Consider the following 19,949-nt stretch of genomic DNA (forward strand, 5'->3'; position numbering starts at 1 on the left):
ACCCCCGTCGGGACCTGCATCAGGCCGCGAGACCACTCCGCCGCCGCCCGTGACGAAATAAGAAGAGGTTCCCATGAGCGTCGCCGAGAACTTGGTCGACACCGCCGCCCCCGCCAGCTCGCCCACGACGGCGCTGCCGGTGACGACCGCCGCCGGCATCGAGGCGTGGCACGTCGAATCCCCGGTCGTGCCGATGATCGCGCTGGCCTTCACCTTCGAGGGCGGCGCCGCCCAGGACCCGGCCGGCAAGGCCGGCTGCGCGCAGATGCTGGCCCGGCTCCTCGACGAGGGCGCCGGCGACCTGACCTCCGACGCCTTCCAGGAGCAGCTCGCCGCCCGGGCGATCGAGCTGTCCTTCCATGCCGGCCCCGACGCGATCGGCGGCTCGCTCAAGATGCTGGTCAAGCATGCCGACGAGGGCATCGCGCTCCTCGCCCTGGCGCTTGCCAAGCCGCGCCTCGATCCGGACGCGATCGAGCGCGTCCGCGGCCAGGTGATCGCCGGCCTGCGCTACCAGCAGAACGATCCGGGCGTGCTCGCCTCGCGCCGGTTCTTCAAGGAGGCCTTCGCCGGTCACGCCTATGCCCGGCCCTCCTCGGGCACGGTGGAGAGCGTCGCCACGATCACCCGGGACGACCTCCTGGCGATGCATGCCCGCATCATCGGGCGCGGCCGGGTGAAGGTCGCGGCGGTGGGCGCCATCGGGGCCGAGCAGCTCGCCGAGGGCCTGAACCGTGCCTTCGGCTCCCTGCCGGAGGCCGGAGAGCTCAAGGCGGTGCCGCGCACCGAGGTGCAGGATCTCGGCCGGCGCATCGTGGTCGATCTCGACGTGCCGCAATCGGTGATCCGCTTCGGCATGGCCGGCGTGCCCTGGCGCGACCCGGACTTCATCCCGGCCTACGTGCTCAACCACATCCTGGGCGGCGGGGCGTTCACCTCGCGCCTGTTCCAGGAGGTGCGCGAGAAGCGCGGGCTGGCCTACTCGGTCGGCACCTCGCTGGTCAGCCACCGCTCGGCCGCGATGACCTGGGGCTACACCGCCACCAAGAACGAGCGCGTCGGCGAGGCCCTGTCGGTGATCGGCGACGAGATCGGCCGGCTGATCGCCGACGGCCCGGACGACGACGAGCTGCAGAAGGCCAAGGACTACCTCACCGGCTCCTACGCGCTCGGTTTCGACACCTCGACCAAGATCGCCCACCAGCTGGTGCAGATCGCCTTCGAGGAACTGGGCATGGACTACATCGCCCGCCGTAACGCCCTGGTCTCGGCCGTCACCCAGGCCGATATCCGCCGCGCCGCCGCCCGGACTTTTGCGGACGGCCGGATGCTCGTGGTCGCCGCCGGCCGGCCGGTGGGGCTCTGAGGCTGAGACCGCCTTTCTCCGGGCGGCGATCGGGTGCAGAATGCGGTCATGACCGAGCTTCTGGATCGCGCGGTGCAGACCGCCCGCGCGCTGTCCCCCGAAATGCAGGACGAGATCGCCCGCATGGTGCTCGCCTATGCGGGCGGGGACGATGCGGTGATCGCGCTGACACCGGACGAGGAGGCCGACCTGATCGAGGCGCAGGCCGAAAAGACGCGCGGCGACTTCGCGACTGAGGCCGAGGTCCAGGCCGTCCTGTCCAAATACCGCCGTTGAGGCTGCGGTTTCAAAGGCGCGCCCTGCAGCAGATCGACAGCGCCTTGGCCTATATCGCGGCGTACTCTCCCCAGGGCGCGGCCAAGGTCGAGGCGCGTCTGTCCGCGGTTCTCACCGTCGTGCGGGATCATCCGCTCTCCGGAAGGAAGACATCGATCCCGGGCGTTCGCCGCGTCTTCCTGACGCCCTATCCCTACCACATCGATGACTTTGCCGATGAGGATGAGATCGTGGTGCAGCGGTTTCGCCACGCCGCCCGCAAGCCTTTGCCGGGTGTGGGGCGGTCGTGACGAGGAGCATTAGTCAGAAGGGGCTTCGTCCGGTCGGTCTCTGACGCTCAGGCTGCCGCGGGGGCGAGCGGGGCGATCCGCTCGATCTCCGGCCCGAGGGTGCGCGTCAGCGTCTCCACCTCGTACTGGCGCTGGAGGTTGAGCCAGAATTCCGCGCTCGTGCCGAAATAGCGGCCGAGGCGTAGGGCTGTGTCGGTCGACACCCCGATCTGCTCGGCGGCGATCCGCTCGATCCGGGTCCGTGGGACGCGGCAGGCCCGCGCCACCGTGCCGGCCGACAAGCCGAGGGGAATCAGGAAGTCCTCGCGCAGCACCTCGCCGGGATGAAGCGGCGGCAAGACGGTGTCGGTCTCGTACGCGATGGCCATCGGGGATCTCCCGTCCGTCGGAGTGGGGCGATGCCCCTGGTCAATGGTAATCGACGATCTCGACCTCGGCCGGACCTGTCTCTCTCCAGCGCAGGCAGATCCGGAATTGATCGTTGATCCAGATGGCATGCTGCCCAGCGCGATCGTGCGTCAGTGGGTGAAGCCTGTTGCCCGGCGGCACCTTCAGATCGTTCAGGGACGCCGCCGCATGGATCTGGCGTAGTTTGCGCCGTGCGACCTTGAGGATCGCGAAGGGGATGCCTCTGGGATGGCGTCCGCGGAACACCGCTTCCGTCGCGTCGTCCGCGAAGCTCTGAATCGCCACGCCATCGCTCCGCCTCTGACTTCGATGTATCAACGAGAGATACATCAAGTCAAGAGCTTTGTATCTGTCGATGATACGGCTTCAGGGGGGCTAGGAATGAAGCCTCTCAAATCCCCTTACGCCCACTGCATTCCAGCCGTGCGCTCGCAACGCCGTCGCCCGAACCCCACGTGACGCGGATCGGAGGGGGGACCCACACGGAAAACCATGCAGCTCACCGGCATCCATCACCTCACCGCGGTGACCGCCCGCGCGGCCGAGAACGTCGCGTTCTACACCGGCACGCTCGGCCTGCGGCTGGTGAAGAAGACCGTGAATCAGGACGACGTCTCGGCCTATCACCTGTTCTACGCGGACGGGCTGGCGAGCCCGGGCAGCGACATCACCTTCTTCGACTGGCCGGCGCCCCGGGAGCGGCGCGGGTCGAACAGCATCACCCGCACCCATCTGCGCGTGCCCGGCGAGAGCGCGGTAGCGTGGTGGCACGCCCGCCTGCGCGAGGCCGGCCAAGAGGCTGGGATCGTGCTGGCCGAGCCCGCCCTGCGCGACGGCCGCCTCACCCTCGATTTCGAGGATCCCGAGGGCCAGCGCCTCGCCCTGGTCGATGACGGCGGCACCGGCCCGGAGCATCCCTGGGACGCCTCGCCGGTGCCGGCGGCCTACCAGATCCGGGGCCTGGGCCCGATCCGCCTGTCCGTGCCGGACCCGGCCCGCACCGCCGCCGTGCTGACCGATCTGCTCGGCATGCGCCGGGAGCGGAGCTTCGAGACCGGCGACGGCCCGGTCGCGGTCTACGCCATGGGTCCGGGCGGCCCGGCCGCCGAGATCCAGCTCCTGGCCGATGCCGCAGCGCCGGCACAGCAGGGCGCCGGCGCGGTCCACCACGTCGCCTTCCGCATCCCCGACGCGGAGTACGAGGCGTGGGCCGACCGGCTGAAGGCCGCCCGGGTGCCGAGCAGCGGGCCGGTGGACCGCTACTACTTCCGCAGCCTGTATTTCCGCGAGCCCAACGGGATCCTGTTCGAGATCGCCACCGACGGCCCGGGCTTCACCGCCGACGAGCCCCTGGAGAGCCTGGGCGCGCGCCTCGCCCTGCCGCCGTTCCTGGAGCCGCGTCGGGCCGAGATCGAGGCGGGGTTGAAGCCGCTCCGTCCGGTCGTCGCGGGTTAAAATATTCGAACGATTCCAGGCCATTCACTTCTTGCGCGGGTGTGATCCTGGCGCGCCTTGACGGGCGTGCTGCAACTGCGAAAGAAGCACCCGAGAAGAAGCACCCGATTTGGGTTTGACAGCCGGGTCCCGCTGCGCGTGCGCGCGGGGTCCGACCTTGCCCCGCGGGACGGCGACGATCCGCCGAACCTCATGCGCCCCGAATCGCCGGGGGCATGGGCCGAGCATCAGAGGATTCGAGGACTGATCCGTCGATGAGCAAGTTCTACGAGGAGCGCGTTCTGTCGGTGCATCACTGGACCGAGAACCTGTTCTCGTTCCGCACCACGCGGGACCCGGCGTTCCGCTTCCGCAACGGCGAGTTCACCATGATCGGCCTCGAGGTCGAGGGTCGGCCGCTGCTGCGCGCCTATTCGGTGGTCTCGGCCAATTACGAGGAGGAGCTCGAGTTCTTCTCGATCAAGGTCCAGGACGGCCCGCTGACCTCCAAGCTCCAGCACCTCAAGGTCGGCGACCCGATCATCGTCGGCAAGAAGCCCACCGGCACCCTGGTGCTCGACAACCTGCTGCCCGGCCGGAACCTCTACCTGCTCGGCACCGGCACGGGCCTGGCCCCGTTCATGTCGATCATCAAGGACCCGGAGAGCTACGAGCGGTTCGAGAAGGTCGTGCTGGTCCATGGCTGCCGCCAGGTCCAGGAGCTGGCCTACGGCGAGACCATCACCGAGGCCCTGCCGAAGCACGAGTTCCTGGGCGAGATGATCTCGAGCCAGCTGATCTACTACCCGACCGTGACCCGCGAGCCGTTCCGCAACCGCGGCCGGATCACCGACCTGATGGTCTCGGGCAAGCTCTTCTCCGATATCGGCCTGCCGGCCATGTCGGTGGAGAACGACCGCTTCATGCTCTGCGGCAGCCCCGACATGATCCGCGACACCCGCGAGCTGCTGAGCAGCGGTGGCTACGAGGAAGGCAACCACGGCGAGGCCGGCCACTACGTGATCGAGAAGGCCTTCGTCGAGAAGTAGTTGTTTTGAATTTTGGGTTCAGCCCGGTGCGGTCCGCCGCGCCGGGCTTTTTTGTGCTTCCGCGACAGCGTTCGTCTCCGCCCGTTCGTCATTGCGAGCGCAGCGAAGCAACCCAGCTTAGCGCGCGATCTCCCGAAGGGGGCGTGTCCCTGGGTTGCTTCGCTGCGCTCGCCCTGACGGTGCGGCACACGGAAACGGCCCCCGGGATGGGATGCCGTTACCGCTCGCCCTGCGGCACCGCCGGCACGCCGTCCGCGAAGGGGCCGCCGCCGGCGCTGAACAGCTTGCGCAGGAAGCCGGGGGCGATCGCCGAGAGCGGGTTCACGCTCACGTCCGGGGAGGAGAGCTTGCCGGAGACGCGGAAATTGACCGCGAACAGGCCCTCATTGTGCCCGCCGCCCAGCAGCGGCCCGAGCAGCGGCAGCTGCGAGGCGACGTTGTTGAGCCCGTAGAGCGGCACGAAGGTGCCGTTCATGTCGGTGCGCTCACGGCCGGTATCGAGCCAGCCCGACAGGGTGAAGCCCATCGCGGCGTTGGAGATCGCCGCGTCGCTGAATTCGACCCGGCTGCCGCTGCGCACGAAATTCGCCCGCATCCGGTCGAAGGTCACGTCGCCGGCCGCCCGGCCCGGGGCGATGCGGCGGCCGCGGGCCGATTCCGCCTCGGCCGGCTCCGGCCCCTGCGCCATGATGCTCGACAGGGCCGGCTCGTTGCGGAGCGAGAAGTCGCGGATCTGGACCACGCCCGATTGCGGGCCGTCATTGAGGCCGATCCCGGCGGTCAGGCGGCCGCCATACATCCGCCGGTAGACGTCGACGAAGCGCAGCGTCGCGCCGGCATCGGACGATTCCACGGCGAGCATCGGCACGCCGCGCTCGCCCCTTGTGACCGTGGCGGCGAACGGCGCCGCGCGGAAGCGCCCGGTGATGTTGGCCGCCCGCAGGGTCCGGCCGTGCAGTGACAGCCGCAGGTTGGCGTTGGTCAGGGCCTCGTCGTTGAAGCCCGCCACGATCGGCACCTGGATGTCGGCATCGATATCCTTCGGGTTGGGATCCTTGATCTCCTTGCCGCCCTTGGCGTCCGGGCCGCCCAGCGACTTGAGGAACGGCCGGGCATCGACCACGGCGCCGCGCACCACGACCTTGTAGCCGCTGCCGGTGCGGTCGAGGCTCACCCGCATGTCGTCGCCCGGCGACAGCTTGACGCTCGTCAGGTCGGCGCGCTCGAGGCCGCCCTCGGGGCTGATCGTGAGGCTGCCGCGGGCGGCGGCCGGGGCGGCGTCGAGGGCGAAGTCGCGCAACTCGTAGGTCTGGCCGCCATCCACCAGCGTGAAGCTGACGCGGCCCGGCTTGCCCGCCAGCTTGGTCAGCCCGGGCACCAGCCCGTCGATGCCGGCCTTGGCGAGATCCGCCTCGACCCGGATCGGCGGCTTGCCGGAGCCCGGTCGGCCGATCGGCACGACGGCGCGGACCGGGATCGTCCCCGAGAGCTGCGGCGCGGTCGGCAGGCCCTTCTTGCCGCGCAAGGCATCGTCGAGGGCGAGGTTGACCACCGCCTCGCCGGGCTGGCCGACCTTGGGCTGGCGCAGATCCACCGAGATCGGCGCGCCCGCGACCCGGCCGTCGCCCTTCAGCGTGAAGGCGCCGCGGTCGTACAGCAGGGAGAACTTGCCGGATTCCAGGCGGTCCTTGCCCATCACCTTGTCGACCGAGAGGTCGGAGAGCGTTCCCGACAGGGTCACGGGCAGGTTCGGCAGGTCGGGCACGTGCTTGAGGTCGAGGGGGAAGTCGACCCGCAGGTCGGCGTTGCCCTTGATCGTGGCCGGGTCCAGGTCGACGCTCATCAGGCTCTTGAACAGCTTCGCCTGGAGCACGGAGGCCATGCCGTCGGCGCCCCCGGAGAGCCGCATGCCGATCTGCGCCACCACCCGGTCCGGGGTGATCTGCGGGATCACGAAGCTGCCGTCCGAGATCGCCAGCCCGCGCCCGTCCGGGCCGCGGACCTCGGCGGTCACGTTGCGCACGGTGGTCGAGCGCCCGGTGATGGTCCCGGAGACGTTGCCCTTGACCACCGGCGGCGCGTCCGCGGTGACGTCCAGCGCCGCGTCCGAGACCCGGAAATCGATATGCACCGCGTCGTCGGGGGCGGGCTCGCCCTTGGTCGCGGCGGCCAGCACCGTCCCGGACATCTTCACGCGGATGTCGACGGAATCGATCCGGCCCCGGCGCAGCTGGTCCACCAGGTAGGTGCGGGCCGGCGGCGCGATATGCTCCGGCCACAGGCGCAGCCCGGTCCGGACCTCGCCGTCATGGCCGAGGATGCGCAGGGTCAGGCCGCCCTCGTCGGCGGTCGTGCCGATCGTGCCGGTGATCACCCCCTGCACGCCCGGCGCCGAGACGTTGAGCGCGTCGATGGCGATGCCACCGTCGCGGCCGGTGAGCTGCGCGTCCAGCGCGTCGATCTTCACCGGCGCGTCCTGCGCGGTCGCCCCCCGCAGGGTCGCGTCACGGCCCGACAGCGTCGCGGTCCAGGCCGTGGCGGCGTCCGGCGGGCTTCCCGTCCAGGCCCCGGTCAGGTGCACCGCATTGCCGGCGCCCCGGTAATCCAGCCCGGTGAGCGACATGACCCGGCCGGCCTCGTCCCAGTTCAGGGTGGCGTCCAGGCTCTCGACCGTGACCGGGTTGAAGTCCTTCTCCTCGATCAGGAAGGTGCCGTCGCCGGTATGGACCTTGGCGCTCATGGTCTTGATGCGCCCGCCCGCCAGGCTCACGTCGGCCCGGGCCGAGAGCTTGAGGTCGGTGGTCAGCGGCAGGCCCGACTGGCCCGAGAGCAGCAGCAGGTCGGGCACCGGCAAATCGTCCAGGGTGATCACGCCCGAGCGCGCGTGTTCCGTGCCCTCTTGCCCCTCCCCGCCCTCCCGCAGGGAGCCACCGAAGCGCCACTCGCCGTGCGGTCCGTCGAGCCGCAACTCGAAGTTGCGGGTTCCGTTCACCGGATCGCGCCCGAACAACCCGTTGACCCGGGCGAACACCGCGCGCTCGCGGCCGTCATCGTCGATCAGCCGCAGGCGCGCATCGGTGAGGCGGGCGCGGTCGAGGGCGCCGACGATGCCGCTGGAATCGAGCACCACGCCGAAGATCGACGCCACGGTCGCCGAGAGCGGCGAGACCTTACCCCGGGCGTCGTCCACGCTCGGCAGCGTGTGCGGCTCGATATCGACCGGGTGGTTGGCCTCGGAGGCCGCGAACGCGATCGAGCCGTCGCGGTGGACGAGGGCGGTGGTCTGGGTCTCGCGGAACTCGATCGAGCGCGGCTGCAGGTTGAGATGCAGGAGCCCCCAGGGATCGAGGCTGACCAGGGCGAGCGGCGCCCGCACCACCAGGTCGCCCTGCGGGTTGCGGATGTCGAGGCCGGAGAAGCGCAGGCTCAGGGCGTTCTCGCGGTCGAGCTCGAGGCTGCTGCCGCGGATCGCGATGCTCCAGCCCGGCCCGATCCGCTCGGCCACGGCGGCCGCGACCCGGCGCGACAGGGCGTCGATCTGCAGCGGGCCGTTCGACAGGCGCAGCACCGCCAACCCGATCCCGCCGCCGACGAGCAACACCAGGGTCAGCGCACCGACGAGGCAGAACCCGCCCCAGCGTCGTGCCCTCCCCCGAGGCTTGCCTGCCAAGGTCGTCTCGTCCGCCATCGGGACCCTTGTTCCGGGTGCTTCGCGCGCGGAACTCCGCGGCCGGTGGATCGAAGTGCGGCCGCGCTTTACAGCGGGCCTGACTCCGAGTTCTGGTCGGGCGGCGCGGCGCAACCTCATGGAGCTGCCGCGCACGGCGGGACTGCACACCATCAATCGGCCGAAAGGAAGGCACGATGCCATTGTCAGAGGGCGATCCGGCCCCCGATTTCGACCTCCCCGCCTCCGGCGGAGGACGGGTCGCGCTGTCCGCGCTCAAAGGTCACAAGATCGTGCTCTACTTCTACCCGAAGGATGACACGAGCGGCTGCACCCTGGAGGCGCAGGACTTCAACGGATTGCTGCCGGCCTTCGCGGAGGCCGACGCGACAGTGATCGGCCTGTCGCCGGATCCGGTGAAGAGCCACGACAAGTTCTGCGGCAAGTACGGCCTCGCCTTCCCGCTCGCCTCCGACGAGGACAAGGGCGTGCTGGAGGCCTACGGGGTCTGGGTCGAGAAGAGCATGTACGGGCGCAAGTACATGGGCGTGGAGCGCACCACCGTGCTGGTCGATCGCGCGGGGCGCATCGCGAAGATCTGGCCGAAGGTGAAGGTGCCCGGGCACGCCGAGGCTGTGCTGGAGGCCGCCCGGGCGCTGCCCTGACCGGGCGCGGCGCGACGGATCCTTAACCCTAAGCGGGTCTGAATGGCGGCTCCCACGGGGCCGTCTTGATGCATCGCCCGCCGCTTCCGAAAATCCTCGCTGCCGGCTTCGCCCTCGCCCTGATCTGGGCGCTCGGCGCCTCCTACCTGATCGTGTTCCACGACGACGTGCTGGCCGGGTTCGTCGCCCGCCAGGGGGCGATGCGGGACGCCTACGAGGCCCGTCTCGCCGAGCTGCAGGACCGGCTCGACCGGGCAGGCCGCGACCGGGCCGGGGCCGAGACGAGCTTGGCCGAGCGGGTCGCGGCGGCGCTGGAGCGCCAGGCCGAGCTGGAGCGGCGTCAGGCAGCCCTGGCCGCCCTCGGCGCTCAGGTCTCCGATCCGCTCACCACCGGCGCGCTGCCGCGTCCGGAGGCGGACCCGGACGGGTTCAGCCTGCGCCCGGCCGAGGCGGGCACCCGGCCGCGCTTGCCCGCCCTCCCCCGCCGCAGCGCCATCGATGCCGAGACCGGTCTGATCCGGCTGGAGGCCCGCCTCGACGGCCTGCGGGCCGCGCAGGGCGAGCGCCTCGCCCGGGTGGTCGAGCGGGCCGGCGACACGGTCCGGCGCCTGCGCGGGCTGATCGGCCGTACCGGCCTCGACCCCGACCGCCTCGACCGTGCGGCGGCCGGCGGAACCGGCGGCCCGCTGGTTCCCCTCGGTCCCGACATGCTGGACGGGGCCGGCGTCGCGAACAGCTTCACGAGCAACCTGGACCTGGCCCGCCGGACGCTCGGCGACGGCGAGCGCCTGCACCAGCTCGTCGCTACTCTGCCGCTCGGGCGACCGACCCGCGGCGAGCCGGTCGTGTCGAGCCCGTTCGGGACCCGGCTCGACCCGTTCACCCGGGGGCTGGCGCTCCATACCGGCCTCGACCTCAAGGCCGAGTCCGGCGAGCCCGCCCGCGCTACCGCCCCCGGCCGGGTGAGCGCCGCGGATTATGCCGGCGGCTACGGCAACATGGTCGAGGTCGACCACGGCCACGGCGTCGTCACCCGATTCGGCCACCTCGCACGCATCCTCGTCCGGCCCGGCCAGCGCATTGCCGCGGGGGACGTGGTCGGCCTCGTCGGCTCGACCGGGCGCTCCACCGGGGCGCACCTGCATTACGAGACGCGGATCGACGGCGAGCCGGTCGACCCGCAGCGCTTCCTCGAGGCCGGCGGCGATCTCGCGGCGGTGCTCGCAACCGACTGAGCCGTCGCCGGAATCAGAGACTCATGGTATCGTGGCGCCTCCGATCGGAGGCCGCCATGGCATTGGCAGTGAGGCGCGACGCCCGCATGAGCGTCGCCGAATACCGGCGCTGGGTCGAGCCGCGTCCGGACGAGGAGCGCTGGGAATTGCTCGACGGCGAGCCGGTGCTGATGGCACCGCCGAGTGCTCGGCACCAGCGCATCGTCCTCAACATCGCGCAGCATCTCGATGCGTTGGCAAAAGAGCGCGGCTGCGGCGCCTATCCGGGCCTCGCCATCCTCAGCGACGCGATGGACGATTACGCGCCCTATCCGGATGTGGTGGTCCATTGCGGCTCGATGCCGCCCGGCGGCTACGTCGACGACCCGCTGCTGATCGTCGAGGTGCTCTCGCCCGGCACCATGACCAACGACCGGGGCCGCAAGCTCGCCTTCTACGCCACCGTCCCGAGCCTCCAGACCCTGCTGATCGTCTATCAGGACGAGGCCCGGATCGAGGTCTGGCGCCGGGATGCCGGCTGGACGATGCGGGTCGCCGGGCCGGGCGAGGCTATCGCCCTGCCGGAGCTCGGCGGTGTCCTGCCGGTGGGCGAGGCCTACGCCCGCGTGGCCTTCTGAACCGGCGCTGTTGCGGGCGCCGTCGCGGGTGCTACCATCGCGCCCGGATCGGAGGGCGGCGATGGCGTTGGCCGCGAAGCGCGACACGCGCATGGGATTTGCCGCGTTCAGGCGCTGGGCGGAGGATCGCCCGGACGAGGAGCGCTGGGAGTTGCTCGACGGCGAGCCCGTGCTCATGTCGCCGCCGCGGGAGCGCCATCAGCGCATCGTCATGAACTTAGCCGGGCGCCTGGATGCCCTCGCCGAGCCGCGGGGCTGCCGCGCCATGCCGGGCCTGGGGATCGTCAGCGCCGAGCAGGACGATTTCGTGCCGATCCCCGACGTGGTGGTGCGCTGCGGACCGCCGCTGCCGGACGGCTACGCGGAGGACCCGCTGCTGGTGGCCGAAGTGCTGTCGCCGTCCACGATGAGCCTGGACCGGGGCCGCAAGATCGACTTCTACCGCACGGTCCCGAGCCTCAGGGTCCTGCTGATCGTCTATTCCGACGAGCTGCGGGTCGAGGTCTGGCGCCGGGGGGCATCCGACTGGACCGTGCAGGCGCTGGGCCCCGGCGGCAGCGTCGCGCTGCCGGAACTCGACGGCACCGTGCCGGTATCCGACATCTACCGCGGCCTCGCCGACTGAGCCCCGCACCCGATCGCAACGCGCCGGTCTCCCCGGCCCAGCAGAGCTTCAAGGCAACCGACTTGCCCCATTTCGAAGATTTCTACGCGGCCAAGCTGCGCGGCGCCCTCGGCGTTACGGACGCGGAATCGGTGCTCGACCTGCGCGGCGCCAACCGGGCGACCGCGGAGGCGTCCCTCAAGGACATGCTGGAGCGCAGCCGCTTCGCCAAGGGCAAGACCGTGGCGATCCGCCTGGACCCGCCCCCGGAGGGCGGCGGCGAGACCCTGTTCCAGCCGGCGGGCCGCCTGCTCCTCGACGCGAAGCGCCGCGGGCTGATCGAGCGCCTGCACACCCTGCCGGCCCAGGACGGGCTCGGCTTCTACGTCGCCCTGGCCGGTCGCTCGGAGCGGACGCCGATGTGATCCGGGCGATCGGTATCGAGCTGGCAACGGATCGGGTCCGGGCGTCCGGGCGTTGACCGGTCCCGCATCATCGGATCCCGCCCGTGCCGAACCTGATCCCCCGCCCCGACCGGTGCCCCGCATGACGCCCGTTCCGGGCGGCCGCAACACGATCGAGCGCATCGCCCGTTTCGGCTACGGCGCCCGCGGGATCGTCTACGTCGTGGTCGGCGCCCTGGCCCTGCTCGCGGCGATCGGCCAGGGCGGCCGGGCGGGCGACAGCAAGGACGCTCTGCGCGCCGTCCTGAACGGGCCGTTCGGCGTGGTCCTGGTCGGGCTGATCGCCTTGGGGCTCGCCGGCTTCGCGCTCTGGCGCTTGGTCGAGGGCGTGACCGATGCCGACCGCCGGGGCACGTCCGCCAAGGGGCTGGCGGTGCGCGGCGCGCATCTCATCAGCGCCGTGATCTATCTCGGCCTCGCCGTCAGCGCGGCCTCGCTCAGCCTCGGCCTCGGGATGAGCGGCGGCGACGGCGTGCATGACGGCACCGCCTGGCTCCTGGCCAAGCCCTTCGGCCGCTGGCTCGTGGCGCTCGTCGGCCTCGGCGTGATCGGCGGCGGCTTCGGGTTCCTCGGCAAGGCGTGGCGCGGCGACGTCACCGACCGGCTCGCCCTGGATGCCCAGGCCCGCGACCGCTGGGCCGGGCCGGTCGGGCGCTTCGGCTACGCGGCCCGGGGCATCGCCTTCCTGATCATCGGCGGCTTCCTGGTGGCGGCGGCCTGGCATCAGCGCTCGTCGGACGCGAAGGGCCTGGCGGAGGCCTTCGCGCTGCTGCGCGCCCAGCCGTATGGCTGGATCCTGCTCGCGCTGGTCGCGGCCGGCCACGCCGCCTTCGGGGCGTTCGGGCTGATCCAGGCCCGCTACCGGCACATCGACGCGCCCGACATCGACCGGGTGGACGACGCGGCCGGGGCGGCCGTCCGGGCGCTGCGGTGAAAGATAAGTCTTTGTAAATCGTCGCCCGTGCCCCATGTAGAGTTCACCCTCCGCGCAATCCCGTGCCCTGGGCGACGATGCGGAGACGATAATGGCCAGGACTCTGATTACGGGTAAGGCGCAGACCGTAACAACGGAAGACTTCAACGAGCGCGTCCGCGTCCTGCTCGTCGACAAGATTTACCCGCTGAAGGGCCGGACTTACCAGAAGAATTTCAAGACCGGCTTCTCCGGCGCGATCGTCAAGTAGGGTACGCCACCGGCCGGGTGCCCCCGGGGCGTCCGGCCCCGCGTTGACAGGGCGGATGCCGCGGCGGATACCGCGCGGCACCCCATCCGGCCCCCGATGCAGCAGCGCTTCTACAAGATCGCGGTGATGGTGGCCCACGACCTCGCGGCGACCGCCGCCGCCGTGGTGCTCACCTTCCTGTTCCGCTTCCAGGGCGGCATGCTGGACGAGCGCCTGCACGCCCTGCCGCTGCTGCTGCCACCGTTCCTGCTCTTCGCCGGCCTCGTCTATGCCCGGTTCCGGCTGTACCGGACCAAGTGGCGCTTCGCCTCGCTGCAGGATCTCGCCGGGATCGTCCGGGCGTCGAGCGTCCTGGCCCTCGCCCTGCTGGTGACCGACTGGGTCCTGGTCTCGGCCGACCTCTACGGCTTCTACTTCTTCGGCAAGATCGCGATTTTTTTGTACTGGGTCCTGCAGATCTTTCTGCTCGGGGGCGCGCGCCTCGCGTTCCGGTACCTGAAGGACACCCGCTCCCGGCAATCGAGCGCCCGGGCCGCCACCGTGCCGACACTACTGCTCGGGCGCGGCGGCGATATCGACGTGCTGATCCGCGCCATCGAGACCGGCTCGGTCAGGAAGCTGGCGCCCCGCGGGATCCTGTCGTCCCGGGCGGACGAGACCGGGCAATTCATGCGCGGCGTGCCGGTGCTCGGCGGCTTCCGGGACCTCGAACGGGTGGTGGCGGAGTTGGCCGCAGGCGGCGAGCCGGTCCGGCGGCTGGTGGCCGCCCCGAGCGCCCTGGTGCCGGAGGCCGCCCCCGACGACCTCATCGCCCGCGCCCGGCGGCTCGGCCTGCCGCTGGCCCGCGTGGTCGGGCTCGGCGAGGGCGCGCAGGGGCCCGAGCTGGCCCCCCTCGAGATCGAGGACCTGCTCCTGCGCCCCACCGTGGCGATCGACCGCCCGCGCCTCGAGGCGTTCCTGGCCGGCCGCCGGGTGGTGGTGACCGGCGGCGGCGGCTCGATCGGCTCGGAGATCTGCCTCCGGGCCGTGGCCTTCGGGGCCGCCGCGGTGCTGGTGCTCGAATCCTCCGAGCCGGCCCTGCACGGCATCCTCAGCCACCCGGCGATCCTGTCCGCGGAGGCGGCGGTGACCGGCGTGCTCGCCGACATCCGCGACCGGGACCGGACCCATCAGGTCATCGCGGCGTTCCGGCCCGATTGCGTGGTCCATGCCGCCGCGCTCAAGCAGGTGCCCTATCTGGAGCGCGACTGGCAGGAGGGCATCAAGACCAACGTCTTCGGCTCGATCAACGTCGCCGAGGCCGCGGTGGCGGCGGGCGCCCGGGCGCTGGTGATGGTCTCCACCGACAAGGCGATCGAGCCGGTCTCGCAGCTCGGCGTCACCAAGCGCTTCGCCGAGATGGTCGCCCAGGCGCTGGACGCCGAGCAATCGGCCAGGCCGGACCATCCGACCCGGCTGATCGCGGTGCGTTTCGGCAACGTGCTCGGCTCGGTCGGCTCGGTGGTGCCGGTGTTCAAGGCGCAGATCGCCCGGGGCGGCCCGGTCACCGTCACGCATCCCGACATGGTGCGCTACTTCATGACCGTCCGCGAGGCCTGCGACCTCGTGCTGACCGCGGCCTCCCACGCCGACGGCGAGGGCCGCACCGCCCCGGAGGCGGAGCGCGCCGCGGTCTACGTGCTCAAGATGGGCCAGCCGGTGCGGATCGCCGAGCTCGCCGAGCGGATGATCCGGCTGGCCGGGTTCGAGCCGGGGGCGGAGATCGAGATCGCCTATACCGGCGCCCGGCCCGGCGAGCGGCTCAACGAGATCCTGTTCGCCCGGGAGGAACCCCGGGTCACCCTGCCGGGCATCGACGGCGTGATGGCGGCCCGCCCGGTCTTCGCCGACCGCGCCCGGCTCGACGCCTGGGTGGCCGAGCTGCGCGCGGCCGTCGCGGCGGGCGACCGGGAAGCCGCGGAAGCCGTGTTCGAGGCGGCGGTGCCGCATTTCCGCGAGCGCCATGCACAACGGCCAGCCCAGCGGGAGCCGGCCTCCTCCGCCGGGGCGGCGATCGCGGACGCGTCGATGGCCGGTGCGGCGCGCGCCGCGATCGGCTGAGGCGTTCGGCTCCCCGGGTCGACCTCGTGTTTCGTCCCATCCAACCCCCTCATCCTGAGGCGACGGAGCGAAGCGGAGGCCTCGAAGGAGCCCTCCAGCCGGCCGCGCGATTCCTGGAGGACTCCTTCGAGGCCCGCTGACGCGGGCGCCTCAGGATGAGGGGGTTGGATGGGAAAGACCAATCACCGCCCTGAACTCACGCTTCGTCTCGTGCGAGCCGGGCCAGCCCGTCCCGCGTCGGCGCGGCCGGGCGCCATCCGAGCGCCGCGAGGCCGTCGGCGCGGGCCTCCAGGCCCTCGGCCACCCGGGCGAACAGCGCCTCCCGGCCGGTCAGCCGGCAGGCCAGCCCGAGGAGGCCGGCCGGCACCGGGACCAGGCCGGGCTTGCGGCCGAGGCCGGCGCGCAGCGCCGTGAGCATCTCGGCCAGGCCGAGTGGGTCCGGGTCGGCAGCGATCAGGGCGGATCGGATCGGGTCCGGCGCCCGCAGCACCGCGTCCACGGCCCCCGACAGGCTCTCCAGGGAAATCAGCGAGCGCCGCGCCGCCAGCCCGCCCAGCGGCAGGGGATAGGGGCTGCGGGCGAGCCGCAGCAGCGCAGCCATGTTGCCCTTCACGCCGGCGCCGTAGACCAGGACGGGGCGGAGCGCGACCCAGTCGAGCCCCGTCTCGGCGAGCGCCCGCTCGGCCTCCAGCTTGGAGCGGCCGTAGGCGTCGGTGGGCCGGGGCTCGTCGCCCTCCCCGACCACGCCGGGCGCGCTGGCGCCGACCTGCGCGCGGATCGAGGACAGGAACACGAAGCGGCGCACCTTCGCCCGGGCGGCGGCCTCCGCGAGCTTGCGCGTCGCCTCGGTGTTGAGGGTGCGGTAATCGTCCTCGGGAGCCCCGGACATGGCATGCGCCAGGCCCGCCGAGTGCACCACGGCGTCCACGCCGCTGAGCGCCGCCGCCATGTTGATCGGGCGGGTCAGGTCGCCGACCACCGCGCTCGCGGCGCCCTCCGGCAGGGCGGTCGGCCGGCGCAGCAGCACCCGGACCTTGTAGCCGCGGGCGGTGAGGTCGGCGAGCAGGTGGCGGCCGATGAAGCCGGTGGCCCCGGTGAGCGCGATCAATCCGGTCACGGGCTGGGGGCACCTTCGGCATGGGCCGGCGCGGGGGCGCGGGCGAAGCGGCGGAGCAGGGCGGCGACCAGGGCGAGCCCGGCCGCGAGAGCCCCGAGCGTGACCGGCCAGGACGGCCAAAACAAGGTCGCGGCGGCGAGCGCAGCCAGCACGAGGTTGACCGCGAACAGCCGCGCCACGACGCCCGAGACGGTTAGGCCGTGATCGGTGGCGCGCTGGTAGTAATGGCCGCGATGCGCCTCCCAGACCCGCTCGCGCCGTGCCGCCCGGGCGGCGAGCGTCAGGCTGGCATCGGCGAGGTAGACCAGCGGCAGCAGCAGGGCGGCGGCGAGCCCCCCCGCCAAGGCGAGCTGGCACAGCAGCCAGGCGGTGACGAGCCCGATCGGCAGCGAGCCGACATCCCCGAGGAAAAGCTTCGCCACCGGCCGGTTGAACGGCGCGAAGCCGAGCATCGCCCCGAGCAGGCAGGCCGCCACCAGGGCCGGCAGCGCCGGCAGGTATCCCGCAAGCCCGAGCAGCAGCAGCGCCCCGGAGACCGGGACGATCTCGGCCACCGTCATCCAGTCGAGCCCGTCCATGAAGTTCGTCAGGTTGACGAACCAGACCCCTGCGAGCAGCGCGAGCCCGCGCTCGAGCCACAGGGGCGCCCCGGGCAGCAGCCGGCCGTCGAGCTGCCAGACCAGCACGCCGACGACCCCCGCCTGCACGGCGAGCCGCAGCCCGGCCGGCAGCGGCCGCAGGTCGTCCACGGCGCCGAGAAGCGCCAGGATCAGGGAGCCGCTCGCGAGCCCGATCCAGTCCGGCCGGCCGCCGATCTCGGGCGCCGCGATCAGGAGGCCGGAGATCGTCACCAGAGCCGTCACCACGGCGATCCCGCCGCCCTGCGGCGTCGGCACCGTGTGGCTCGACCGGGCGTTCGGCCGGGCCAGGGCGTAGCGCTGCAGCACCGGCCGCAGGCGCAGGATCAGCCCGGCCGACAGGGCGGCGGCGAGCGGGACGGCGAGGAGGAGGATCGTGTCGCGGACGGACGGCATGGCGCCGTCCTACGCGATCCCGCGCGCGCTCGGGAAGGCGCGCCCCGCCCGTATCCCGTGGGATGCCCCTCAGTAGACCTGCGCGCCCTCCCGCGCCGGCTCCGGCGGGCTGCCCTGCCGGTCCAGGCTCTTCTCCACCACCTTGGCCAGGCCGATCATGATCGCGTCGATGGCGTAGTCCTTGGGCGTGTAGACCGCGCGCACGCCCATGTTCTTCAGGACCAGCTCGTCCTCGGGAGAGATGATGCCGCCGACCACGACCGGGATGTGGTCGAGCCCGGCCTCGCGCATCTGGGCGCGGACCTCGCGAACCAGCGGCACGTGGCTGCCGGACAGGATCGACAGGCCGACCACGTGGGCGCCGGTCTCCTTGGCCTTGGCGACGATTTCGGCCGGGGTCTGGCGGATGCCGTCATAGGTGACGTCGAAGCCGACATCCCGGGCGCGCAGGGCGATCTGCTCGGCGCCGTTCGAGTGGCCGTCGAGGCCGGGCTTGCCGACCACGAGCCGCGGGGTCTCGCCGAGCCGCTCGCCGAGATCGGCGATCAGCAGCTTGGCCTCCTCGGCCGCCCCGGAGGAGACGGTCTCGACCGTCACCCCGGTGGGCGCCCGGTACTCGCCGAAGACCTGCCGCAGGCGCTCGCCCCACTCGCCGGTGGTGACGCCGGCCTTCGCGGCCGCGATCGAGACCGGCATGATGTTGGCGCCCGAGCGCGCGGCCTGCTCCAGGGCGTCGAGCGCCTGGCCCACCGCCCGGTCGTCGCGCTTGCTGCGCCAGTCGCGGATGCGCCCCTGCGCCTCCATCTCCACCGTCTCGGAGACGGAGAAGATCGCGCCCTCCCCGGCGGTGAGCGGCGAGGGCTCGCCCTGCTGCCACTTGTTGACACCGACGACGATCTGCTCGCCGGCCTCGATCGCCGAGATCCGCTTGGCGTTCGACTCGACCAGGGCGCGCTTGAGGGCGCCGGTCTCCACCGCGGCGACCGCGCCGCCGATACCGCCGATCCGCTCCAGCTCCGCCCGGGTCTCGGCCTTCAGCGCCTCGACCTTGGCCTCGATGACCGTCGAGCCGTCGAAGATATCGTCATATTCCAAAAGGTCGGTCTCGAAGGCCAGGATCTGCTGCATCCGCATGGACCATTGCTGGTCCCAGGGCCGCGGCAGGCCGAGCGCCTCGTTCCAGGCCGGCAGCTGCACCGCCCGGGCGCGGGCGCGCTTGGAGAGCGTCACGGCCAGCATCTCGATCAGGATGCGGTGGACGTTGTTCTCCGGCTGCTGCTCCGTCAGGCCGAGCGAGTTGACCTGCACGCCGTAGCGGAAGATCCGCTTCTTCGGGTCGTCGATGCCGTAGCGCTCCTGGGCGATCTCGTCCCAGAGCTCGGCAAACGCCCGCATCTTGCAGATCTCGGTGACGAAGCGCAGCCCGGCATTCACGAAGAACGAGATCCGCCCGAAGACGTCGGAGAAGCTCGTCGCGTCGAATGCGGGGTCGTCGCGCACGGTGTCGAGCACCGCGATGGCGATGGCCAGCGCGTAGGACAGCTCCTGGACCGGCGTCGCCCCCGCCTCCTGCAGGTGGTAGGAGCAGACATTCATCGGGTTCCACTTCGGCACGTTCTTGGTCGTGAACAGGATCACGTCCTTGGTGAGCCGGAGCGAGGGCGCGGGCGGGAACACGTAGGTCCCGCGCGATAGGTATTCTTTGATGATGTCGTTCTGGGTGGTGCCCTGGAGGGCGTCGAGCGGCGCGCCCTGCTCCTCGGCCACCGCCAGGTAGAGCGCCAGCAGCCACGGGGCCGTGGCGTTGATCGTCATCGAGGTGTTCATCTGGGCGAGCGGGATGTCCTGGAACAGGGTCCGCATGTCGCCGAGATGCGCGATCGAGACGCCGACCTTGCCGACCTCCCCGCGCGACAGCTCGTGGTCCGGGTCGTAGCCGGTCTGGGTCGGCAGGTCGAAGGCCACCGACAGGCCGGTCTGGCCCTTGGCGAGGTTGCCCCGGTAGAGCGCGTTCGACTCCGCGGCGTTGGAATGGCCCGCATAGGTGCGGATGATCCAGGGTTTATCGCGGGGCGTCTTGTCGCCCCCGGTCTCCGCGACGCGCGCGCCCATCCTGGCCTCCGTATGGTCTTTTTCACTATCCGCGCTCGGGGCGCAGTCTTGGCCGCACCGTAGCGAAGGCGGCCGGGCGCGTCATCCGCGACAGAAGTGCAACGCGGGCCAGTACTGCTTGGGCGGCCTTTAAAAAACTTGTCCGAGCGGACAGCCGGATTTGAGGGTCGGTCCAGCCCCCCTTCACAGGCCCCCTTCACAAGCCCGCGCGCGAGCCAGAATTTAACGGCTCCAAACGGGAACCGGTGCGTTGGACCGCCGGCGATCGCACCGGCACCGTTTCGCACGCGTGCGGCCGCCGAGTCGGGCGCGACCGGTGTCGCCCCC

19 protein-coding genes are annotated in these 19,949 nt (G+C 71.6%); 13 read left to right on the top strand and 6 right to left on the bottom strand.

Annotated features, from left to right (window positions below):
- The first annotated feature begins 73 nt into the window (after positions 1–73).
- Genes BMZ47_RS16060 through BMZ47_RS16070 form a run of 3 tightly spaced genes read left to right on the top strand, consistent with a single transcriptional unit; the run spans position 74 to position 1,932 of the window.
- On the top strand, positions 74–1,366 hold the full coding sequence (locus BMZ47_RS16060) for a M16 family metallopeptidase (protein WP_091863395.1): 1,293 nt from the start codon (positions 74–76) through the stop codon (positions 1,364–1,366).
- 48 nt (positions 1,367–1,414) lie between these two features.
- On the top strand, positions 1,415–1,642 hold the full coding sequence (locus BMZ47_RS16065) for a hypothetical protein (protein ID WP_091863474.1): 228 nt from the start codon (positions 1,415–1,417) through the stop codon (positions 1,640–1,642).
- Positions 1,639–1,932, top strand: a complete 294-nt coding sequence (locus BMZ47_RS16070) for a type II toxin-antitoxin system RelE/ParE family toxin (protein WP_091863396.1) — start codon at positions 1,639–1,641, stop codon at positions 1,930–1,932. The genes BMZ47_RS16065 and BMZ47_RS16070 overlap by 4 nt, the downstream gene beginning before the upstream one ends.
- Before the next feature lie 47 nt (positions 1,933–1,979).
- Here BMZ47_RS16070 and BMZ47_RS16075 read toward each other — a convergent pair whose 3' ends face one another.
- The gene (locus BMZ47_RS16075) at positions 1,980–2,300 is read right to left on the bottom strand and encodes a HigA family addiction module antitoxin (protein WP_091863397.1); all 321 of its coding nucleotides are present in this window, start codon (positions 2,298–2,300) and stop codon (positions 1,980–1,982) included.
- A 40-nt stretch (positions 2,301–2,340) separates the two neighbouring features.
- On the bottom strand, positions 2,341–2,625 hold the full coding sequence (locus tag BMZ47_RS16080) for a type II toxin-antitoxin system RelE/ParE family toxin (protein WP_244536838.1): 285 nt from the start codon (positions 2,623–2,625) through the stop codon (positions 2,341–2,343).
- 207 nt (positions 2,626–2,832) lie between these two features.
- Between BMZ47_RS16080 and BMZ47_RS16085 the strand changes: the two genes are divergently transcribed.
- A complete protein-coding gene (locus tag BMZ47_RS16085; RefSeq protein ID WP_091863399.1) occupies positions 2,833–3,795 on the top strand; it encodes a ring-cleaving dioxygenase in 963 nt (320 codons plus the stop codon).
- Between the two features lie 254 nt (positions 3,796–4,049).
- Positions 4,050–4,823: a ferredoxin--NADP reductase gene (locus tag BMZ47_RS16090; RefSeq protein WP_007563268.1), complete on the top strand. Its 774-nt coding sequence runs from the start codon at positions 4,050–4,052 to the stop codon at positions 4,821–4,823.
- A 217-nt stretch (positions 4,824–5,040) separates the two neighbouring features.
- Here BMZ47_RS16090 and BMZ47_RS16095 read toward each other — a convergent pair whose 3' ends face one another.
- Positions 5,041–8,511, bottom strand: coding sequence for a YhdP family protein (locus BMZ47_RS16095; protein ID WP_091863400.1), 3,471 nt, complete (start codon positions 8,509–8,511; stop codon positions 5,041–5,043).
- 176 nt (positions 8,512–8,687) lie between these two features.
- On the opposite strand from BMZ47_RS16095, the gene BMZ47_RS16100 reads away from it, so the two are divergent.
- From BMZ47_RS16100 to BMZ47_RS16130, 8 genes are all read left to right on the top strand, one after another.
- On the top strand, positions 8,688–9,155 hold the full coding sequence (locus BMZ47_RS16100; protein WP_007563263.1) for a peroxiredoxin: 468 nt from the start codon (positions 8,688–8,690) through the stop codon (positions 9,153–9,155).
- 68 nt (positions 9,156–9,223) lie between these two features.
- Positions 9,224–10,390, top strand: a complete 1,167-nt coding sequence (locus tag BMZ47_RS16105; protein ID WP_091863401.1) for a M23 family metallopeptidase — start codon at positions 9,224–9,226, stop codon at positions 10,388–10,390.
- Positions 10,391–10,446: 56 nt separating this feature from the next.
- Positions 10,447–11,007 carry a Uma2 family endonuclease gene (locus tag BMZ47_RS16110; protein ID WP_091863402.1) on the top strand — a complete coding sequence of 187 codons (561 nt, stop codon included), beginning with the start codon at positions 10,447–10,449 and terminating at the stop codon, positions 11,005–11,007.
- 61 nt (positions 11,008–11,068) lie between these two features.
- Complete coding sequence (locus BMZ47_RS16115) at positions 11,069–11,632, top strand: Uma2 family endonuclease (protein WP_091863403.1); 564 nt, start codon at positions 11,069–11,071, stop codon at positions 11,630–11,632.
- 62 nt (positions 11,633–11,694) lie between these two features.
- Entirely contained in the window at positions 11,695–12,036 is a 342-nt protein-coding gene (locus BMZ47_RS16120) for a hypothetical protein (protein WP_007563255.1), read from the top strand.
- Between the two features lie 121 nt (positions 12,037–12,157).
- On the top strand, positions 12,158–13,009 hold the full coding sequence (locus BMZ47_RS16125) for a DUF1206 domain-containing protein (RefSeq protein ID WP_007563253.1): 852 nt from the start codon (positions 12,158–12,160) through the stop codon (positions 13,007–13,009).
- 91 nt (positions 13,010–13,100) lie between these two features.
- Positions 13,101–13,259: a hypothetical protein gene (locus tag BMZ47_RS28625; RefSeq protein ID WP_007563251.1), complete on the top strand. Its 159-nt coding sequence runs from the start codon at positions 13,101–13,103 to the stop codon at positions 13,257–13,259.
- A gap of 96 nt (positions 13,260–13,355) precedes the next feature.
- Positions 13,356–15,359 (top strand): SDR family NAD(P)-dependent oxidoreductase, encoded by a 2,004-nt coding sequence (locus tag BMZ47_RS16130; protein ID WP_091863404.1) that lies wholly within the window; start codon positions 13,356–13,358, stop codon positions 15,357–15,359.
- Positions 15,360–15,555: 196 nt separating this feature from the next.
- Here BMZ47_RS16130 and BMZ47_RS16135 read toward each other — a convergent pair whose 3' ends face one another.
- From BMZ47_RS16135 to BMZ47_RS16145, 3 genes are all read right to left on the bottom strand, one after another.
- Positions 15,556–16,476, bottom strand: a complete 921-nt coding sequence (locus BMZ47_RS16135) for an NAD-dependent epimerase/dehydratase family protein (RefSeq protein WP_091863405.1) — start codon at positions 16,474–16,476, stop codon at positions 15,556–15,558.
- A complete protein-coding gene (locus BMZ47_RS16140) occupies positions 16,473–17,510 on the bottom strand; it encodes an MraY family glycosyltransferase (RefSeq protein ID WP_091863406.1) in 1,038 nt (345 codons plus the stop codon). The genes BMZ47_RS16135 and BMZ47_RS16140 overlap by 4 nt, the downstream gene beginning before the upstream one ends.
- Before the next feature lie 69 nt (positions 17,511–17,579).
- On the bottom strand, positions 17,580–19,622 hold the full coding sequence (locus tag BMZ47_RS16145) for a protein meaA (RefSeq protein ID WP_091863407.1): 2,043 nt from the start codon (positions 19,620–19,622) through the stop codon (positions 17,580–17,582).
- Positions 19,623–19,949: the final 327 nt, after the last annotated feature.

It is taken from the genome of Methylobacterium brachiatum (assembly GCF_900113845.1).
In the GTDB taxonomy this organism is placed as follows: Bacteria; Pseudomonadota; Alphaproteobacteria; order Rhizobiales; family Beijerinckiaceae; genus Methylobacterium; species Methylobacterium brachiatum.